The organism is Mucilaginibacter sp., assembly GCF_025362475.1.
Taxonomy (GTDB): domain Bacteria; phylum Bacteroidota; class Bacteroidia; order Sphingobacteriales; family Sphingobacteriaceae; genus Mucilaginibacter.
This window is the reverse complement of sequence record NZ_JANYGH010000049.1, coordinates 1-16,242: the sequence shown is the minus strand read 5'-3', so window position 1 is coordinate 16,242 and position 16,242 is coordinate 1. Positions and strand designations below refer to the sequence as shown.

The 16,242-nt window shown below is 43.2% G+C and carries 10 protein-coding genes; 5 read left to right on the top strand and 5 right to left on the bottom strand.

All coding sequences use genetic code 11. The annotated features are described in order from the left end of the window. Positions 1–52: 52 nt before the first annotated feature. From Q0R88_RS16025 to nagB, 4 genes are all read right to left on the bottom strand, one after another. Positions 53–2,914, bottom strand: a complete 2,862-nt coding sequence (locus tag Q0R88_RS16025) for a M16 family metallopeptidase (protein WP_295717909.1) — start codon at positions 2,912–2,914, stop codon at positions 53–55. Positions 2,915–2,985: 71 nt separating this feature from the next. Beyond that, positions 2,986–3,486 carry a DUF2059 domain-containing protein gene (locus Q0R88_RS16020; RefSeq protein ID WP_295717908.1) on the bottom strand — a complete coding sequence of 167 codons (501 nt, stop codon included), beginning with the start codon at positions 3,484–3,486 and terminating at the stop codon, positions 2,986–2,988. Between the two features lie 3 nt (positions 3,487–3,489). After that, on the bottom strand, positions 3,490–4,605 hold the full coding sequence (locus Q0R88_RS16015) for a DUF5009 domain-containing protein (RefSeq protein ID WP_295717907.1): 1,116 nt from the start codon (positions 4,603–4,605) through the stop codon (positions 3,490–3,492). Between the two features lie 161 nt (positions 4,606–4,766). Beyond that, entirely contained in the window at positions 4,767–6,689 is a 1,923-nt protein-coding gene (nagB, locus tag Q0R88_RS16010) for a glucosamine-6-phosphate deaminase (RefSeq protein ID WP_295717905.1), read from the bottom strand. Positions 6,690–7,368: 679 nt separating this feature from the next. Here nagB and Q0R88_RS16005 point away from each other — a divergent pair. From Q0R88_RS16005 to Q0R88_RS15985, 5 genes are all read left to right on the top strand, one after another. Further along, on the top strand, positions 7,369–7,953 hold the full coding sequence (locus Q0R88_RS16005) for an adenylyl-sulfate kinase (protein WP_295717903.1): 585 nt from the start codon (positions 7,369–7,371) through the stop codon (positions 7,951–7,953). Positions 7,954–7,958: 5 nt separating this feature from the next. Next, on the top strand, positions 7,959–8,789 hold the full coding sequence (locus tag Q0R88_RS16000) for a sulfotransferase (protein ID WP_295717899.1): 831 nt from the start codon (positions 7,959–7,961) through the stop codon (positions 8,787–8,789). Between the two features lie 227 nt (positions 8,790–9,016). Then, positions 9,017–11,788 carry a DNA gyrase/topoisomerase IV subunit A gene (locus tag Q0R88_RS15995; RefSeq protein ID WP_295717896.1) on the top strand — a complete coding sequence of 924 codons (2,772 nt, stop codon included), beginning with the start codon at positions 9,017–9,019 and terminating at the stop codon, positions 11,786–11,788. A gap of 63 nt (positions 11,789–11,851) precedes the next feature. Continuing rightward, positions 11,852–13,684, top strand: a complete 1,833-nt coding sequence (locus tag Q0R88_RS15990) for a glycoside hydrolase family 35 protein (protein WP_295717894.1) — start codon at positions 11,852–11,854, stop codon at positions 13,682–13,684. A gap of 81 nt (positions 13,685–13,765) precedes the next feature. Then, entirely contained in the window at positions 13,766–14,533 is a 768-nt protein-coding gene (locus Q0R88_RS15985) for a PLDc N-terminal domain-containing protein (protein WP_295717891.1), read from the top strand. A gap of 417 nt (positions 14,534–14,950) precedes the next feature. Here the strand turns inward: Q0R88_RS15985 and Q0R88_RS15980 are convergent, their stop codons facing one another. Further along, positions 14,951–15,817, bottom strand: a complete 867-nt coding sequence (locus tag Q0R88_RS15980) for an aldose 1-epimerase family protein (protein ID WP_295717890.1) — start codon at positions 15,815–15,817, stop codon at positions 14,951–14,953. Positions 15,818–16,242: the final 425 nt, after the last annotated feature.

The following is a 16,242-nucleotide window of genomic DNA, read 5'->3' as shown; positions in this document are numbered from 1 at the left end:
AACGCCCTGTCAGGATTATCCGGCAGGGCGTTTTTAAGTATCAGCGCGAGGGCTATTTTTTCTCGGGCATTAGTATTAGTTTAATCAGGTTTTTACCGCTAAGGTATTTGTTGGCGGCATCTTTGGTGCTTTGAACGGTTACCTGTTCAAGGTTACCTACATGTTTCAGGATCTCATCCGGGTTTTCGCCATTTTGTGATGATGAAGCAAGGTATCCGGCCCAAAAAATATTTTCTTTCATTTGCTCGCGGGTTGTGCGGGCTTCTTCGGCAACAAATTTCTGGATATCTGCAGGTTGGGCGCCGTTTAGTTTAATTTTGGCTATCTCATCTAAAGTAGATGCTATCATTTTGTCAACATTTTCAGGCGCGCATCCAAAATAAACTGTAATTGAATATCGGCCACCAGGAATTTTATGGTAACCCGCCCTTACACCAGGCGCATAAACGCCGCTTTCCTGTTCGCGTAAACGCTCAATCAGTTTAATGTTCAACACTTCTTCAAGCGCATCCATCTGGATGTTGTTAGCATCGTTGTAGTCATAATCGCCACTAAAAACCAATTGAACACTGCTTTTTTCGGCCACACCTTTATTTACTATTTTGGTGATCTCACCAGCAGGCGGTTGAATTTTAAGGTTCTTGTAAGTTTCTTTACTGTTGGTTGATGGCAGCCCCCCTAAATAATGCTCCAGGTAAGGTTTTACCATTTCCACATCAAAGTTACCCACTAATGTGAAAGTAAAGTTGCTGGCATCTGCAAACCTGTTTTTATAAAAAGCATATGCCTTATCAAGCGTAGCAGCGTTGAGTCTTTCGGGCTTAGTTACCATTCCCCTAAAATTATAGCTACTTAAAACGGCTGATACGGTATCCTGGAACACACTCGGCGGATCAAGACCTCTATTGGCCAGTACAGATTTGGTTTGGGAAATTGTTGATTGCCAAATATCGTTGTCCTTACGTGGTTGCGTAAAATACAGGTAGATGAGTTGTAACGCGGTTTCAAAATCGGCAGGTGATGAGCTCCCGGTAATACCTTGTGCAAACTCGCTGATGTAAGGACTGATATTTAAATTTTTGCCGGCGAGTTTTTTATCAAGCATACCCTGGTTAAACTGGGCAACCCCGCTGTTACTGATGATAGACGACGCAAGGTTGGCTGATGTAAAATCATCATCGCTGGCCAGTGACGAACCGCCAAATGCATAGCCGTTTATCAGGATTTGGTCGTTTTTATAGTCGGTTGGTTTAAGTACTACCTTAAGGCCGTTACCCAAAGTTAAGGTTGTTGTACCAATAGCCGAATCGGCCGCGGTATTAACCACTTTAGTGCCTTCCGGTAATTTGCTTAATAATGGATCCGACGATACATTATCAACATAAGCCGTAACATTTTGGCCTGCGCTGCTGATCCATTGCAATAAAGTGCTTTCTGATGGTAAGGTAGCTTTATCTTTTTCGGGAGCTTCAACAATCACTGCCCTGTTTTGATCGCCAATAAATTTGCCTGCAAGGGCGTTCATTTCGGCCAGGGTAATTTTACCAATGTTGTTTACGTAAAAATTGTATTCAAAATCAATACCCGGTATGGCCTCACCCTCTAAGAAATGTTGCTGGTACTCACGTACAAAGTTTGCAGATCTTGTTTTATCACGCTCTTTATAGGCATTGCCCATTTGTACCAAAGCATCTTGCTTGGCGCGCTCCAATTCGGTAAGTGTAAAACCAAATTTGCGAGCTCTTTCAGTTTCGGCTACTACAGCTTTAATTGCTCCTTCCAGTTCACCTGGTTTAGCTACAGCTATAGATGTAAATGCATCCTGCTCCCCTAAAAAGCCACCATAGCTTGAACGACCAAATAAAAACGGCGGATTTGGTTTTTGCAGCAATTCGCCCAGGCGGGAATTTAACATCTGGTTAAATAGTTGTACCCTAACACTCTGCATATAGTCGTTAGTGTTTTTAACCGTTGTGCCCGGATGTTTTACAACAATTTGAGCAAGTGTGTAAGGGAACTCTTTATCAGTAGCTATTTTAACAACGGTGCCTGGCGTAGCAGGTACTGTATATTTTACACGTGGTTTTTCGCCAGCTGGATTTTGTAAGCCCGAAAAGTTTTGTTTGATGAGGGCTTCAACCTGTTTGGGGTCAAAATCACCAACGGCTATTACCGCCTGCAAATCGGGGCGGTACCAGTCATGGTAAAAGCTCTTAATAGTTTCCGGTTTAAAGTTTTTAAGGATATCTTCTTTACCTATTGGCAGGCGTAAAGCATAACGCGAGTTATTAAGCAATACGGGAAGTACCTGTTGTTGCAGGCGTTCCTGTGCATTTTTTCCGCGTAAACGTTCTTCTTCTAAAACAACACCACGCTCTTTATCTATCTCCGTAGGATCAAAGCTCACGTAGCCTGCCCAGTTGGCCAGTATTTTAAAACCATTGTTGAAAATTGCAGCGGTATCTGTTGGTATAGGTAACTGGTAAACGGTTTCGTTAAATGAAGTATAGGCATTTAAATCGGCGCCAAATTTTACGCCTGATTTTTGCAGGTAATCAACCATTTGATTTTTTGGGAAATCGCGGGTGCCATTAAAAGCCATATGCTCTGTAAAATGCGCCAGCCCCTGCTGATCGTCGGTTTCCAACACCGATCCTACCTTGTTTACCAGGTAAAGTTCGGCTTTGTTTTTGGGTTCAACATTTTGCCTGATGTAATAAGTTAGTCCGTTTGGTAATTTGCCAATGATCACCTGTTTATCAACAGGTAATACATCGCCTTTTGCAAGTAGTTGTGCTGCAACGGGTTTGCTTTTTGGCGATGGAGCCGGCCTTTTTTTTACTTGTGCAAAAGTACCTCCCGAGGCTATAAGCAAAGCTATAGCTGCTACAGAAAGTTGTTTGTTTAAATTCATATATTGTGTAGGGAATATTTTATGCTAAGATGCTAAACGAAATTATTAGTTACAAATTGTTACCGGTTAATTTATTGTTTAGCAGGGGCTTCTATCGTTTGAAAGGCGTCTTTCATCATTTGCTCAAGTTCTGACCTGTGAACAGCAATTGTTTGTTGCCCAATAGCCATGCTTTTTTGCATTAAGAGGGGTGTTTTTGAGCTTATTTTTTTACCAATTGGTGAATTATAAAAGGTGGATAGTTGATTAAGTTCCACTTCAGAAAGCTCAGATGCATACAGTTTGGCAAAGCGATCTTTCAGCGTATCCCAGGTGTAATATTTGCTCATAAACACTTTCATTACTTTTAAAAATGTTGGTCGTTGTGCTTCTGGAATTTGCGCACTTGATGCGCTGATCATATTATCTATAATTCCTTCAAATTGCGTGTTTATACCGGTTGCAATTAAATATTGCTCTGCTGCTTTTAAATGCGATGGCGTAAATGAATCGGTAGTTGTTTGTGCCTTTAGGCTGGTAGTTGATAAAAAGATAATGCCAACAAGGGCAAAAAAGGTAAGGTTAAGTTTCATTTATTATATTTTGATAAATATTTTCCTAATATACAGTATCCACATCACCAGCCATAAAATAATAACCGTAAATATGGCGCTTGCCAGGGAAGCATTTACCGGCGAAAAATAAGGGGCAAAAAAAGTATGATAAATTGATCCTCCGCCAATTTTTATCATCCCCATATAATGAGGAATGAAACCTGATAGCACATAGGCGGTAATGGCATTTGCTCCAAAAACCACAAAGAAATATGTAAATTTTTTATATCCCTGTACATCAATAAGCCAGTAGCTTAAGGCAAGTGCTATTGTTGCAAGCCCGCCGGTGTAAAGCACAAATGAGCTTGTCCACAAGGCTTTATTAATGGGGAAAAATAAGTCCCAGACCAATCCTGCTATAACGGCTAATACGCCATAGGTAAACATCCAGCTCACTTTAACCTGGTCATCACGGTCTTTACGTTTGAGCCAGGTGCCAACTCTTATACCAAACAGGCCGGTAGCCATTGCCGGCAAAGTACCCAGCAAGCCCTCCGGATCCCAGGTATGCGATTCGCGCCAGAGGTGGTTTGTGGTAAATACCAATCTGTCTATCCATGCCCCCATATTGGTTTCGGGCTCCAGGTTGGCATAACCTACACCCGGTACAGGGATAAAGGTCATGATGATAAAGTATCCAACTAATGCGCCGGCAAAAATCCAATCGCGTGTTTTTTGGGATGTTTTTAAATAGAGTACCGTACAGATAAAATAAACCAGCGCTATACGGGGGAGTACCCCCGGCAGGCGTAAATGCGCGAAGCCGCCATCGGGATGAAATATCAATTGAGTGATCCAGGGAATAGCAATCAATATTGCCGTACGACGAAGGGCCGTTAAAATTAACTTGCCATGGGGCAGAGCCGCCTTTTTGCTCTCCATAGCGTACACCACCGATACCCCAACCATGAACAGGAAAAACGGAAACACCAGGTCGGTAGGTGTGCAGCCATTCCATTTGGAGTGCTCTAATGGTGCATAGATATGGCCCCAGTCGCCGGGGTCGTTAACCAGGATCATGGCAGCTATGGTGAGGCCTCTAAAAACATCTAAAGAGAGAAGCCTTGCGGGCTTTTCGGTAGTAATGGTTGCACTCATAGTCTGCGATTGTTATTTTATAAATATAGCGATGAGTTTTTAAACCCATCGCTATGCGCTATTAATATTACATTGCTTCCCCGTTGCCCAGGGATCTTCCATTATGAATTGTTAAAGTAAATCGGCTGTGATGACACAGCCGATGGGGTAATAGAATGTTTTTAAAATATATATCGCTTAAACGCTTCCATGGCTTCGTACTCAGCAAGCCCTAAACGGTCATAACGTTTTGCGGTATCACGTGTTCTGTCTTCAGCCCTCACCCAAAACTCGCGAGCATCATCACCGGGGAATACCGGACGATCCTTTTGCGACTGGTGTTTGAAGATGGCGTTCCGCTTGCGGATCACCTCCTCGGGTGATAAAGGCACCGACATTTCAATCTCGTGGGTCTCAAACTCGTGCCATGCCCCGCGGTACATCCACAGCCAGCAATCCTTTACCCAGTCCTCGGTCACTTTCAGGCGGTTAAGGGCGGCCAGGATAATGTTAAAACATACCAGGTGCGTACCATTCGGATCGGCAAAATCACCGGCAGCAAAGATCTGCTGCGGTTTTATCTTTTGAAGCAGGTCGATGGTTAACTGGATATCCTCCTCGCCTACGGTGTTCTTTTTGGTTTTGCCCGTTTCATAAAAAGGCAGGGCCATAAAATGGATATGGTCATCGCTTAAACCCGCGTAACGGGCGCCCGAGATGGCCTCTGTTTTGCGGATAAAGCCTTTCACATCCCGGATCTCGCGGGTATCGATCTGGTTAGGCTGTTTCTGCGGGAAAAAGGCGCGCATCTCTTCGTATAAGGAGGTTAGATGACCATTATCCTCGCCAATGCTATGCGTAAAGTCGATGGCGAATTCCATATAACGCAATACATCATCATCCCAAACGGCGGTATTGCCCGAGGTCTGGTAAGCCACATGCACATCATGCCCCTGGTCCACCAGGCGGATAAACGTACCCCCCATAGAGATCACGTCATCATCGGGATGCGGGGAAAAGATCACCGAGCGTTTCTTGGCCGGCAAAGCCCTTTCCGGGCGCTGGGAATCATCCGCATCTGGTTTACCACCCGGCCAGCCGGTAATGGTATGCTGGATCTGGTTAAAAATATCAATGTTGATGTTGTAAACAGGTCCCTGCTCCACGGCAAGCTGTGCCATGCCATGGTTATTGTAATCCTCTTCGGTGAGTTTCAATACCGGTTTGCCGATGGTATCGGCCAGCCAGATCACCGCTTTTTTCCTCAGGACTTTATCATCCCAGGAACAATCTTTCACCAGCCACGGGGTATCAAAACGAGTGAGCTCGGAAGCGGCCGCCTCGTCCAGTACAAACTCCACATGATCAGAGAGCTGCAGGTAGGTAGCCGGTACTTCGCCCGAGATCTCGCCTTCCACGGCTTTTTTGATGATGGGGGCTTTTTTGGCGCTCCAGGCCATCAGGATAATCTCGCGGGCTTTAAAAATGGTGCCGATGCCCATGGTGATGGCTTTGGTAGGCACATTGGCCTTGCCGCCAAAATCACGGGAAGCATCATTCCGGGTCAGGTCATCCAGGGTAACCAGGCGGGTACCCGAGTTGGGGGCAGAGCCCGGCTCGTTAAAACCGATGTGACCGGTACGGCCAATCCCCAGGATCTGGAGGTCCAGGCCACCCAATTCCTCAATCTGGTGCTCATAAGCGAGGCAGAAAGCGGCCACGGCATCTTTATTCAGGGTACCATCGGGAATATGTACATTGGCGGGCTCAATATCCACATGGCTAAATAAATTCTCGTACATGAAAGTAACATAGCTTTGAGCGGCATTGGGCTTCATGGGATAGTATTCATCCAGGTTAAAGGTGATGACATTCTTGAATGATAAACCTTCCTGCTGGTGCAGGCGCACCAGTTCGGCATACACGCGCACGGGGGTAACCCCGGTAGCCAAACCCAGCACCGCTTTTTCGCCTTTGCTTTGCTTGTCGCGGATAAGCTTTGCTATCCTTGATGCTACCGCAATTGATGCTTCCTGCTGGGTGCCATAAACGGTTACCGGCAGCTTCTCGTACCGGGTTTCTTCCAATAAATTTAATCGAGCCATAATTTTTTAAAGAACCTTTGTTATATATATGTTGAATTAAAAAGATCACAATACAAAAAACCCCCGCCGAAGCGAGGATTCTATCAAACCAATTAACAAAACCGTTTTAACCTCACCGACATAAGGCTAAAATTAATTCCATTTAATAACAAGTTGTGCATTACTGGTACAAACATAATAAAACTAATTTTCAAATAAAAGAACTTTTTAAATTATTTTAATAAGTTATTTTAATGTTTCCAAAAGGTTAATTGCAAATAAAAAAAGAGCTCCTGATGGGCAGGAACTCTAATTTAACCAATTATAAAACATAAATATGAGAAGAGAAGATGCAGGGGATGGAATCGAACCATCCCGCTTTGCTGCCAAATCAGCGCCCTGCGTTATAGCTGTTAAATGAACCCCATTTGCAAACTATCTGCCACAAATATATAATTAATTCTATAATGTCTATGTATTTAGTAGAATAAATATAAATTTATTTTTATTGTATCAATCGCCGGTTACTCAAAAAATCATCATCTGCACTTATGGTACGTTCGTCGATACAAAACTACTCTCTGTCGATACACGTTTTATTAGCTACAATTTAAGCTGAAAACTTGCCGTTAAGCTGGTAATTAATTAAAAGTTTAACATTCAACCTGCTTAACGCTTGCCCAACTAAAAATTAATTTTTATGATCATACTACTTTGTGGACTATCCGGCGCCGGAAAAACAACCCTTGCTATAAAGGTTAAAGAATGGCTTGGCCGGGCCCAAATTTTAACAGAGGTAATTGATGCCGACGAATACAGACAGGAACTTTTTCCTGATCTGAAATATTCAAAAGACGATCGCTTTGAAAACATCAGGCGGCTGGGTTTTATAGCAAGTAAATTCAGCGTGCTAGGTATTGTTCCCATCATTAGCGCCATAACGCCTTATGAAGCTATGCGCCAGGGTTTGGTTAATGCTTATGACGATGTTAAAGTAGTGCATGTAGATTGCCCGATGAGCGTTTTAAAGCTTCGCGATACCAAAGGGCTATACCATAGGGCGCAACTGCCCCAGAACGATCCTCAGCGGGTTTGTAATTTAACAGGGGTAAATGATCCTTTCGAGGTGCCGCAGGCCCCCGACCTATATATCAATACCCATACTTATGGTATTGCCAGATGCACAGACAGACTCTTCGCCTTCATAGAATATCAACACTTTTTATCGCGCCAAAAATCCATATTTTTTGTTAAACAGCCCCCGGTTAAATCACAATTAAACTAACACTCATGCAACATCAAACATTAATAATAGCCGGTATGCACCGCTCCGGTACCTCGTTAATAACTAACTGGCTCAACCGCTGCGGCCTGGAAATAGGCGAACGCCTTTTGGGGAGCGGTACCGGCAATGTAGATGGGCATTTTGAGGATATAGAGTTTTTAAGGCTTCATAAAGATATATTAGACAACAACAGCCTCGATGTATCTGGCCTGGTTGATGCTAAAAAGATCGAACTTTCGGCATATCAGTTGGGCAAACTGGAAACTATTATTAAAATAAAACAACAACTGTATGAGCAATGGGGCTGGAAAGACCCGCGTACCTGCCTGTTCCTTGATACTTATAACAAACTACTGCCCGAGGCCAAATATCTGGTTATTATGCGCGATTATAACGCGGTGATCAATTCGTTGCTTAAACGGGATTTTGCTGTTATTGATAAAAAATACCTGGCCCGCAATTATTTTTCAAGGCAAGTGTGGGTATACCTGAGGCGTAAACGTAGGGTAGCAAAATTTTATGCAGAACATGCCGAAACCTATTTAAGGGTGTGGATAAATTATAATGAAGAAATATTAAGAACGCTTAAAAAACTGTCTGTTGATGATTACCTTGTGGTTAACTACGAGTTGTTACTGGAAAAGGATGAGCAGATCATTAATTTTTTGAAAGAAAAATGGCAGTTTAACTTGAGCTATTTTGATTTTAACCAGGTATATAAAGGCGATTTAATGAGCCGCGCAAATGATGTAGATCCCTTTATCAATACCAAAACTTTACTGATAAAGGCCCAATACCTGCAGCTGCGTTTAAATCATTTTGTAAAGCTGGGATAGGGGGTATTGATGTGCAGATGTGCAGATTTCAGATGTGCAGATTTTTGTCAGAACCGGAATTTATCGAATTAATGAATTGGCAAAATTTTTAAATTTAAAGAATTCTACAAATTCGATAAATTCCGGTTCTGACATTTATCTACCTAAAAAATCATTTGCACATCTGAAATCTGCATATCCGCACATCTTTTTTTATCTTTACCCATCCAAAAGTTTTTTAGCATATAATGAGTGAAGATCTGAATCAAAACGAGATACCAGCCGATAATAACGAAACATTACATAACGTTACCTCACTCGACGGTTTATACGAAAACTGGTTTCTTGATTATGCCTCCTACGTAATTCTTGATCGTGCGGTACCGCACATCAACGATGGTTTAAAGCCTGTACAACGCCGTATCCTGCATTCCCTAAAGGAAATGGACGATGGGCGTTTTAATAAGGCAGCCAACGTAATTGGTAATACCATGAAATACCACCCGCATGGTGATGCATCCATTGGGGATGCCATGGTACAGATAGGCCAGAAGAACCTGCTGATTGATTGCCAGGGAAACTGGGGCGACCCTGTAACCGGCGACTCGGCAGCGGCACCCCGTTATATCGAGGCCCGTTTATCCAAATTTGCTTTGGATGTTGTTTTTAATGCCGATACCACTGTTTGGCAGGCCAGCTATGATGGCCGTAACAAAGAGCCTATAACACTGCCTGTAAAATTCCCTTTACTACTGGCCCAGGGGGCCGAGGGTATTGCCGTAGGTTTGGCTACTAAAATATTACCGCATAACTTTATTGAGCTGATTGATGCATCAATAGCTGTATTAAAAGGCGAGCGACCTAATTTATTACCCGATTTCCCTACCGGGGGTATGGCCGATGCTTCTGCTTATAATGAGGGACAGCGCGGTGGTAAGGTAAGGGTAAGGGCTAAAATTATGGAGCGTGATAAAAAAACGCTGGCCATTACCGAAATACCTTTTACTACCACAACCGGAGGCTTGATTGATAGTGTGATATCGGCCAATGATAAGGGTAAGATCAAGATTAAAAAAATTGAAGATAATACGGCGCAAAATGTGGAGATCATTATCCACCTGGCGCCGGGCATCTCTCCGGATGTAACTATCGATGCGCTTTATGCCTTCACCGATTGCGAGGTTTCCATATCACCCAATACCTGCGTAATTCAGTCTGATAAGCCGCGCTTTATGAGCGTGAATGATATGCTTACCGAGAGTACATTTTTTACCAAAGAATTGCTTAAGCAGGAGCTGGATATCAGGCTTAAAGAATTGATGGAGAAGATATTTTTTAGTTCGTTACTTAAAATATTTATCCAGGAAGGGATGTATAAAAATCCCGAGTATGAAACCTCCGGTAATTTTGAAACGGTACTGGAAGTACTTAACCGTTTGTTTGAACCCTTCTTTCCGCTGTTTTACAGGGTAATTTTGCCCGAAGATTATAAGAAGCTGATTGATAAGCCGATGAGCAGCATCACCCGTTTTGATGTTAAAAAAGCGGATGAGCAGATGAAGACGCTTGAAAACGAAATTAAAGAAGTAAAACATCACCTTAAACACCTTACCGATTACACCATTGCCTGGTTTAATAAACTGAAGGAAAAGTATGGTAAGGATCGTCATCGTAAAACCGAATTGCGCACCTTTGATAAGGTAGAAGCTGCCCAGGTAGCATTGGCCAACATCAAATTGTACGTGAACAAGGTGGATGGCTTTGTTGGCTCGGGCCTTAAAAAGGATGAGCAGGTGGAGTATGTTGGCGATTGCTCTGATATTGATGAAATCATCGTTTTCCGATCAGACGGTAGGTGCGTGATCACCAAAGTACAGGATAAGGTTTTTGTGGGTAAGGATATTATCCACGTAGCCGTATTTAAAAAGAACGACGAGCGCACCGTTTATAACATGATCTACAAGGATGGCGAAAGCGGTATCGCCTATATCAAACGATTCTCGGTAGTGGGAGTAACCCGCGATAAGGAGTATGACCTTACCAAAGGCACCAAGGGAACCAAGGTGTTGTATTTTACAGCTAACTCCAACGGTGAGGCCGAAATTGTAAACGTGCAGCTTAAGCCACACTCTAAATTGAAGAAGCTTCAGTTTGATGAGGATTTCGCCATGATAGCCATTAAAGGCCGTGGATCGATGGGTAATATCATCACCAAGTACCCGGTTAAAAAGATAATGCTGAAAAGCAAGGGCGTATCTACCCTGGCCGGAAGAAAGATCTGGTATGACGACATCCTGAAAAGACTGAATGCCGATAGCCGTGGTAAATACCTGGGCGAATTTGATGGCGACGACCGTATCCTGAACGTACTGAGTAACGGTGTTTATGAACTCACCAATTTCGACCTGAATAATCATTTTGATGATAAAATGATCCTGATTGAAAAGTATGATCCTAAAAAGGTTTATTCGGTTATCCACCTGGATGGAAAATCGAAAAACTATATGGTAAAGCGTTTCATTTTCGAGAATATCGCTATCGGTAAACAGATCAGCATCATCAGTGATGAACCAGGATCAAAACTGGTATATATTGCTAAAGCAAACCAGCTGGTTCAAATAGTGCAGCTGAGAGGCAAAGAACAAACTCCCGAAACAATTGAAGTAAATCTTGCCGATTTAATAGATGTAAAAGGCATGAAGGCTATGGGTAATCGCCTGTCGCAATTACCTATAAAATCTGTTGAGCTTATTGTTACCGAGGATGTTGTTGAGGAGCCTGAGGAAGAAGTAACGGAGGCAGAATCAGACGAAGCTGTGGATACTGAGGAGGAAACAACAACTGCAGCTGATGAAATTGAACCTGCCGATTCGCAGGAAGCTGAATCAGTGAAACCCAAAGATGAACCGGTAGAACCGCCCGCTAAGCCGGCGCAATCCCCACCAAAGAAAGTGGATTTCGAGATCACCAATCCCGACGATATTGATATTGACGATAAAGGTCAGATAGGGTTATTTTAATATTCAAAGCCACCAGGAACGCTAAGCCCTGGTGGCTTTTTGCTTATACATCAATCAATAAAAATGAAACGAATTATTATTGCCTGCCTTATGCTGATGGCAGCTTTTACATCATTAAACGCCCAAACAGCTAAACATACCTTTGCCCTGGGCGACACTGCCTTTATGCTGGATGGAAAACCCCTGCAGCTTATTTCGGGCGAGATGCATTGCTACCGTGTGCCCCGCGAATACTGGCGCTCACGCATGAAGATGGCTAAAGCGATGGGCTTAAATACCATTGGCACCTACGTTTTTTGGAACGCGCATGAGCCTGTACAGGGTACCTATGATTTTACGGGTAATAATGATATAGCCGAGTTTGTTAAAATAGCTAAAGAAGAAGGCCTTTGGGTAGTGATGCGCCCAAGCCCGTACGCCTGCGCCGAGTGGGAATTTGGCGGCTACCCCTGGTGGTTGCTCAAGGATAAGGATTTGAAGGTGCGCGGTAAGGACCCTAAGTTTTTGCAGGCCTACAAAAACTATGTGATGCAGGTAGGTAAGCAGCTTAGTCCGTACCTGGTAACCAATGGCGGTAATATTTTAATGGTGCAGATAGAGAACGAATATGGTTCATACAGCAACGATAAAGAATACCTGGATATTAACCGCAAAATATTCCGCGAGGCGGGGTTTGATGGTGTATTGTTTACCTGCGATGGTCCTTCGCAATTGCCTGCCGGTTATTTGCCAGGTTACTTACCTGCGGTAAATGGGCTGGATAACCCTAAAGAGGTAAAAGCGCTCATTAATAAATACCATGATGGTAAAGGCCCATATTACATTGCCGAGTGGTACCCGGGTTGGTTTGATAGTTGGGGCACGCCGCATGCTACCACAAAGGCCGACGAGGATGCTAAAAAGCTGGATGAAGTTTTGGCTGCAGGAATCTCTATCAACATGTACATGTTTCATGGCGGCACTACAAGGGCTTTTATGAATGGGGCAAACATGAGCAAAAAGGATCCATACTCGCCGCAAACATCAAGCTATGATTATGACGCACCACTGGATGAATCAGGTAACCCTACGGCAAAGTTCTTCAAGTTTAGGGAGGTGATACAAAAGCATTTACCCGCAGGTGTAACATTGCCACCTGTGCCTGCGAGTAGTAAAACTATCGCTATCCCAAACATAGCCCTATGGGATAGAACGCCGTTATTCGCCAATTTAGGTAAGCCTGTGATAAACGAAAAGCCACTTTGTTTTGAGGATTTAAACCAAGGTTATGGTTTTGTTTTATACCGAACGACGCTTAAAAGTGCTGCGGAAGGTTTGCTAAAGGTTAAAGAAATGCGCGATTATGCAATTGTTTATTTAAACAACAAACGTATTGGGGTTTTAGACAGGCATCTTCGTTTAGATTCATTACAACTAAATGCTGCTAAGAAAGGTGATGTGCTTGATATACTGGTTGAAAACAATGGCCGCATCAATTACGGCCCTTACTTAACTGATAACCGCCAGGGAATAACAGAAAAGGTAACGCTGAACGGTGAGGAATTGTTAGGTTGGAAAATGTATAAGTTTCCGTTTGAGTCAACTGCCGGGTTTAAATACGCTACCAATAAAGATATTTATGAACTGGAACCTGCTTTATATAAGGGCAGGTTCATGCTAACCAAAACCGGTGATACCTATTTAGACCTGAGCAAATTTGGCAAAGGCTTCGTATTTTTAAACGGGCGTAATATTGGTAAATACTGGAATGTTGGTCCGCAGCAAACCTTGTACATACCAGCCGGCTGGTTAAAAAAAGGATTGAATGAGATAGTGGTTTTTGATGAATTGAAAAACGGCCATACCCAAATTGCCGCGCTAGATCATCCTATATTAAACCAGGTTGTAAAAGATTGATTTTTGAAATAATAAAATACCATCAAAAGCAGTATTTTATTATTTTTGGATTACATATATAATCCTATATCTTTTTACAATATGAATATGCTTTTCGGCGGCGGCGGTTTGTATTATATTCCACTTATTTTGGAGGCTATTTGCGCTATCCATTGCCTGCGCAGGGGTACACAGCAAAAGTGGCTGTGGATCATCATATTTTTGCCGGTTATTGGCAGCCTTATTTATATTTATTCCGAAATATTAACCAATCGCTCTGCTTTGCGGGTACCGAAGCTTAATGTAGGCGCTGTACTCAATCCGGGAGCTAAACTCAAAAAGCTGGAAGACGACCTTCGCTTTACAGATACCTTTGCCAACAAAGTAAAACTGGCTGATGCCTACCTTGAGTCTGGTTTTACCGATAAAGCTGTCGACCTGTATGAAACGAGCCTTACAGGGGCATTTGCCGAGAACGAACACGTAATGACCCAGCTTATTGTGGCTTACTCCAACCAGGGCAGATATGAAGAGGTTATCCCTATTGCCAAAAAACTGTATAAGCTGCCCCAGTTCCCCCGTTCAAAAGCGCATATAGGTTATGCTATAGCTTTGGAAAATACCGGGCAGGTTGATTTAGCCGAGGCTGAGTTTAAAGCCATGAAGGGGCGCTATTCGTACTTTGGGCCACGTTATGAGTATGGTATGTTTTTGGTGAGGCAAGGCCGCGATGATGATGCTCACCAGGTTTTTACCGATATCCTGAACGAAGTACCGCAGCTTAGCGCCATGGAACGTAAAGCAAGCAAGGTTTGGTTTGCCAAAACCAAAGATGAGGTAAAGAAATTATCGGCACAGAAAACAGTTTAGAGAGATTTCTTTTATGCCCCATGTCATGCTGAGTGGTAAAATCTGGTGGCCTCTGAAGGGGAAGTGACAGAACAAAAATGCCTGTCATCCTGAGCCTGTCGAAGGATAGCGGGTAAAGGCCTCTCCGCGCGAGTCTTCGACAGGCTCAGACTGACAGGTCCACACGCCTCAAAATCCAATACGTCATGCTGAACTTGTTTCAGCACCCCACATGCTAAGTGTACTTCATGCCGTCCACCCGTCCTGTGGGATCCTGAAACAAGTTCAGGACGACTTCAGTTTTATAACTTGTCATACAAGGCGGGAAGCAATCGTAGAATGTCAGACTTACGAAGTTTTTAAAACTTCGTAAGTCTCTAAGGACTCGTTGTTATAGGGTGTCCGTCCGTCCGTAGGTGTCCGTTACCTGTCCGCCCGTTACAGGCTTATAAAAAATGGCGCTTCAAACACATGGCCTGCATGTAACTTTTGGATCAATTCTTTTTTGCTGATATCTTTTTGTTCACCTTGTGTATCGGCACAGCCCAGCCATGGTTCAATGCACACAAAATCGGCGCCGGGTTTGGCCCAGATGCCCAGGTAAGCAAAATGCGGGAACTCAACCGATAGGGTTTGATCGTGTTTGTTGCTTTTAATGGTTACCATTCTTGACGATAGCTTTTTTAGTACCAGTGCGTCGGCATCAAAAAGGTGACGGGTTAAATGCAGTTTATTGCCCGGAGTAGGCACGGGGTGACTTTCGCCGGTGAAAAAACCATCGCCCGATAAAAGCTCCGTTTCCAGGTGTTCGTCCGTTTCAAACTCTATGTAGTAATCCTCATAATTTTCGCCCTTGTTAAAGGGGATATTAAAGGCCGGATGCGCGCCTACCGAAAAATAGATGGTTTTTTTATCAAGGTTGATCACCTTGTAGGTAATCCTGAGGGAGTTATCAATAAGGGTGTATAATACCTGGTAGTCGAACTTGTAGGGGTAAACCTGCAATGTTTTATCGCAGTAAGGCAGCGAAAAACTGGCCGAAACATCATCTGCATTCAGTAAAACAAATTCCGACTGCCGTGCAAAGCCGTGCCTGCTCATGGGATATTTTTGCCCATCAACCACCAGCTCGTTATCAATTAAACCACCCACAACCGGGAATAAATTTGGCGCATGCCATGGCCAGATGGATTCATCGGCCTGCCACATATGTTCAGTTCCGGTTGCCTTGTCAATTAATGAGCTTAGCTGTGCGCCTTTAGCATCAATTTGGGCTATCAGGTATTCATTTTCAATGGTAGTCATAGAAATTATGGTTATGCTGAACCGAATTTATGGAATTATGTGAATTTCACGAATTTTTATCTCAAAAGCACATATTCCCTAAGTTAAAGCGGCTGTCTAAAAATGATTTATTAAATGTTTTTAGACCTCTAATGAAGCACATCCCCACGCGTCATTGCTAGGAACGAAGATAACCGACCGTAGGGAGCTCATTAATACCTATAAAAATCAAATCAAAAACATTAATAATCCCCGCCTTACAGAGTAGCTATGCAAATCGGATCTGCAGAGTTCGGGATTGCTTCGTACCTCGCAATTGTAAGGGTTTAGTAATTCGGTAACAGAATTAGGTATTTTTATTTGTTGTTTAGGGTGACCATATCGATAGGTTTTTTACCATTGATGCCCTGATGTGGCCGTTCCCAGTTATAATAAACAAGATATTT

What these genes read in the sequence shown, in the direction of transcription:
- nagB (WP_295717905.1), bottom strand. Translation starts at nt 6,689, where the DNA reads ATGGCTCGATTAAATTTATTGGAAGAAACCCGGTACGAGAAGCTGCCG.
- Q0R88_RS15985 (WP_295717891.1), top strand. Translation starts at nt 13,766, where the DNA reads ATGAATATGCTTTTCGGCGGCGGCGGTTTGTATTATATTCCACTTATT.
- Q0R88_RS16000 (WP_295717899.1), top strand. Translation starts at nt 7,959, where the DNA reads ATGCAACATCAAACATTAATAATAGCCGGTATGCACCGCTCCGGTACC.
- Q0R88_RS16015 (WP_295717907.1), bottom strand. Translation starts at nt 4,605, where the DNA reads ATGAGTGCAACCATTACTACCGAAAAGCCCGCAAGGCTTCTCTCTTTA.
- Q0R88_RS15995 (WP_295717896.1), top strand. Translation starts at nt 9,017, where the DNA reads ATGAGTGAAGATCTGAATCAAAACGAGATACCAGCCGATAATAACGAA.
- Q0R88_RS15980 (WP_295717890.1), bottom strand. Translation starts at nt 15,817, where the DNA reads ATGACTACCATTGAAAATGAATACCTGATAGCCCAAATTGATGCTAAA.
- Q0R88_RS15990 (WP_295717894.1), top strand. Translation starts at nt 11,852, where the DNA reads ATGAAACGAATTATTATTGCCTGCCTTATGCTGATGGCAGCTTTTACA.
- Q0R88_RS16025 (WP_295717909.1), bottom strand. Translation starts at nt 2,914, where the DNA reads ATGAATTTAAACAAACAACTTTCTGTAGCAGCTATAGCTTTGCTTATA.
- Q0R88_RS16005 (WP_295717903.1), top strand. Translation starts at nt 7,369, where the DNA reads ATGATCATACTACTTTGTGGACTATCCGGCGCCGGAAAAACAACCCTT.
- Q0R88_RS16020 (WP_295717908.1), bottom strand. Translation starts at nt 3,486, where the DNA reads ATGAAACTTAACCTTACCTTTTTTGCCCTTGTTGGCATTATCTTTTTA.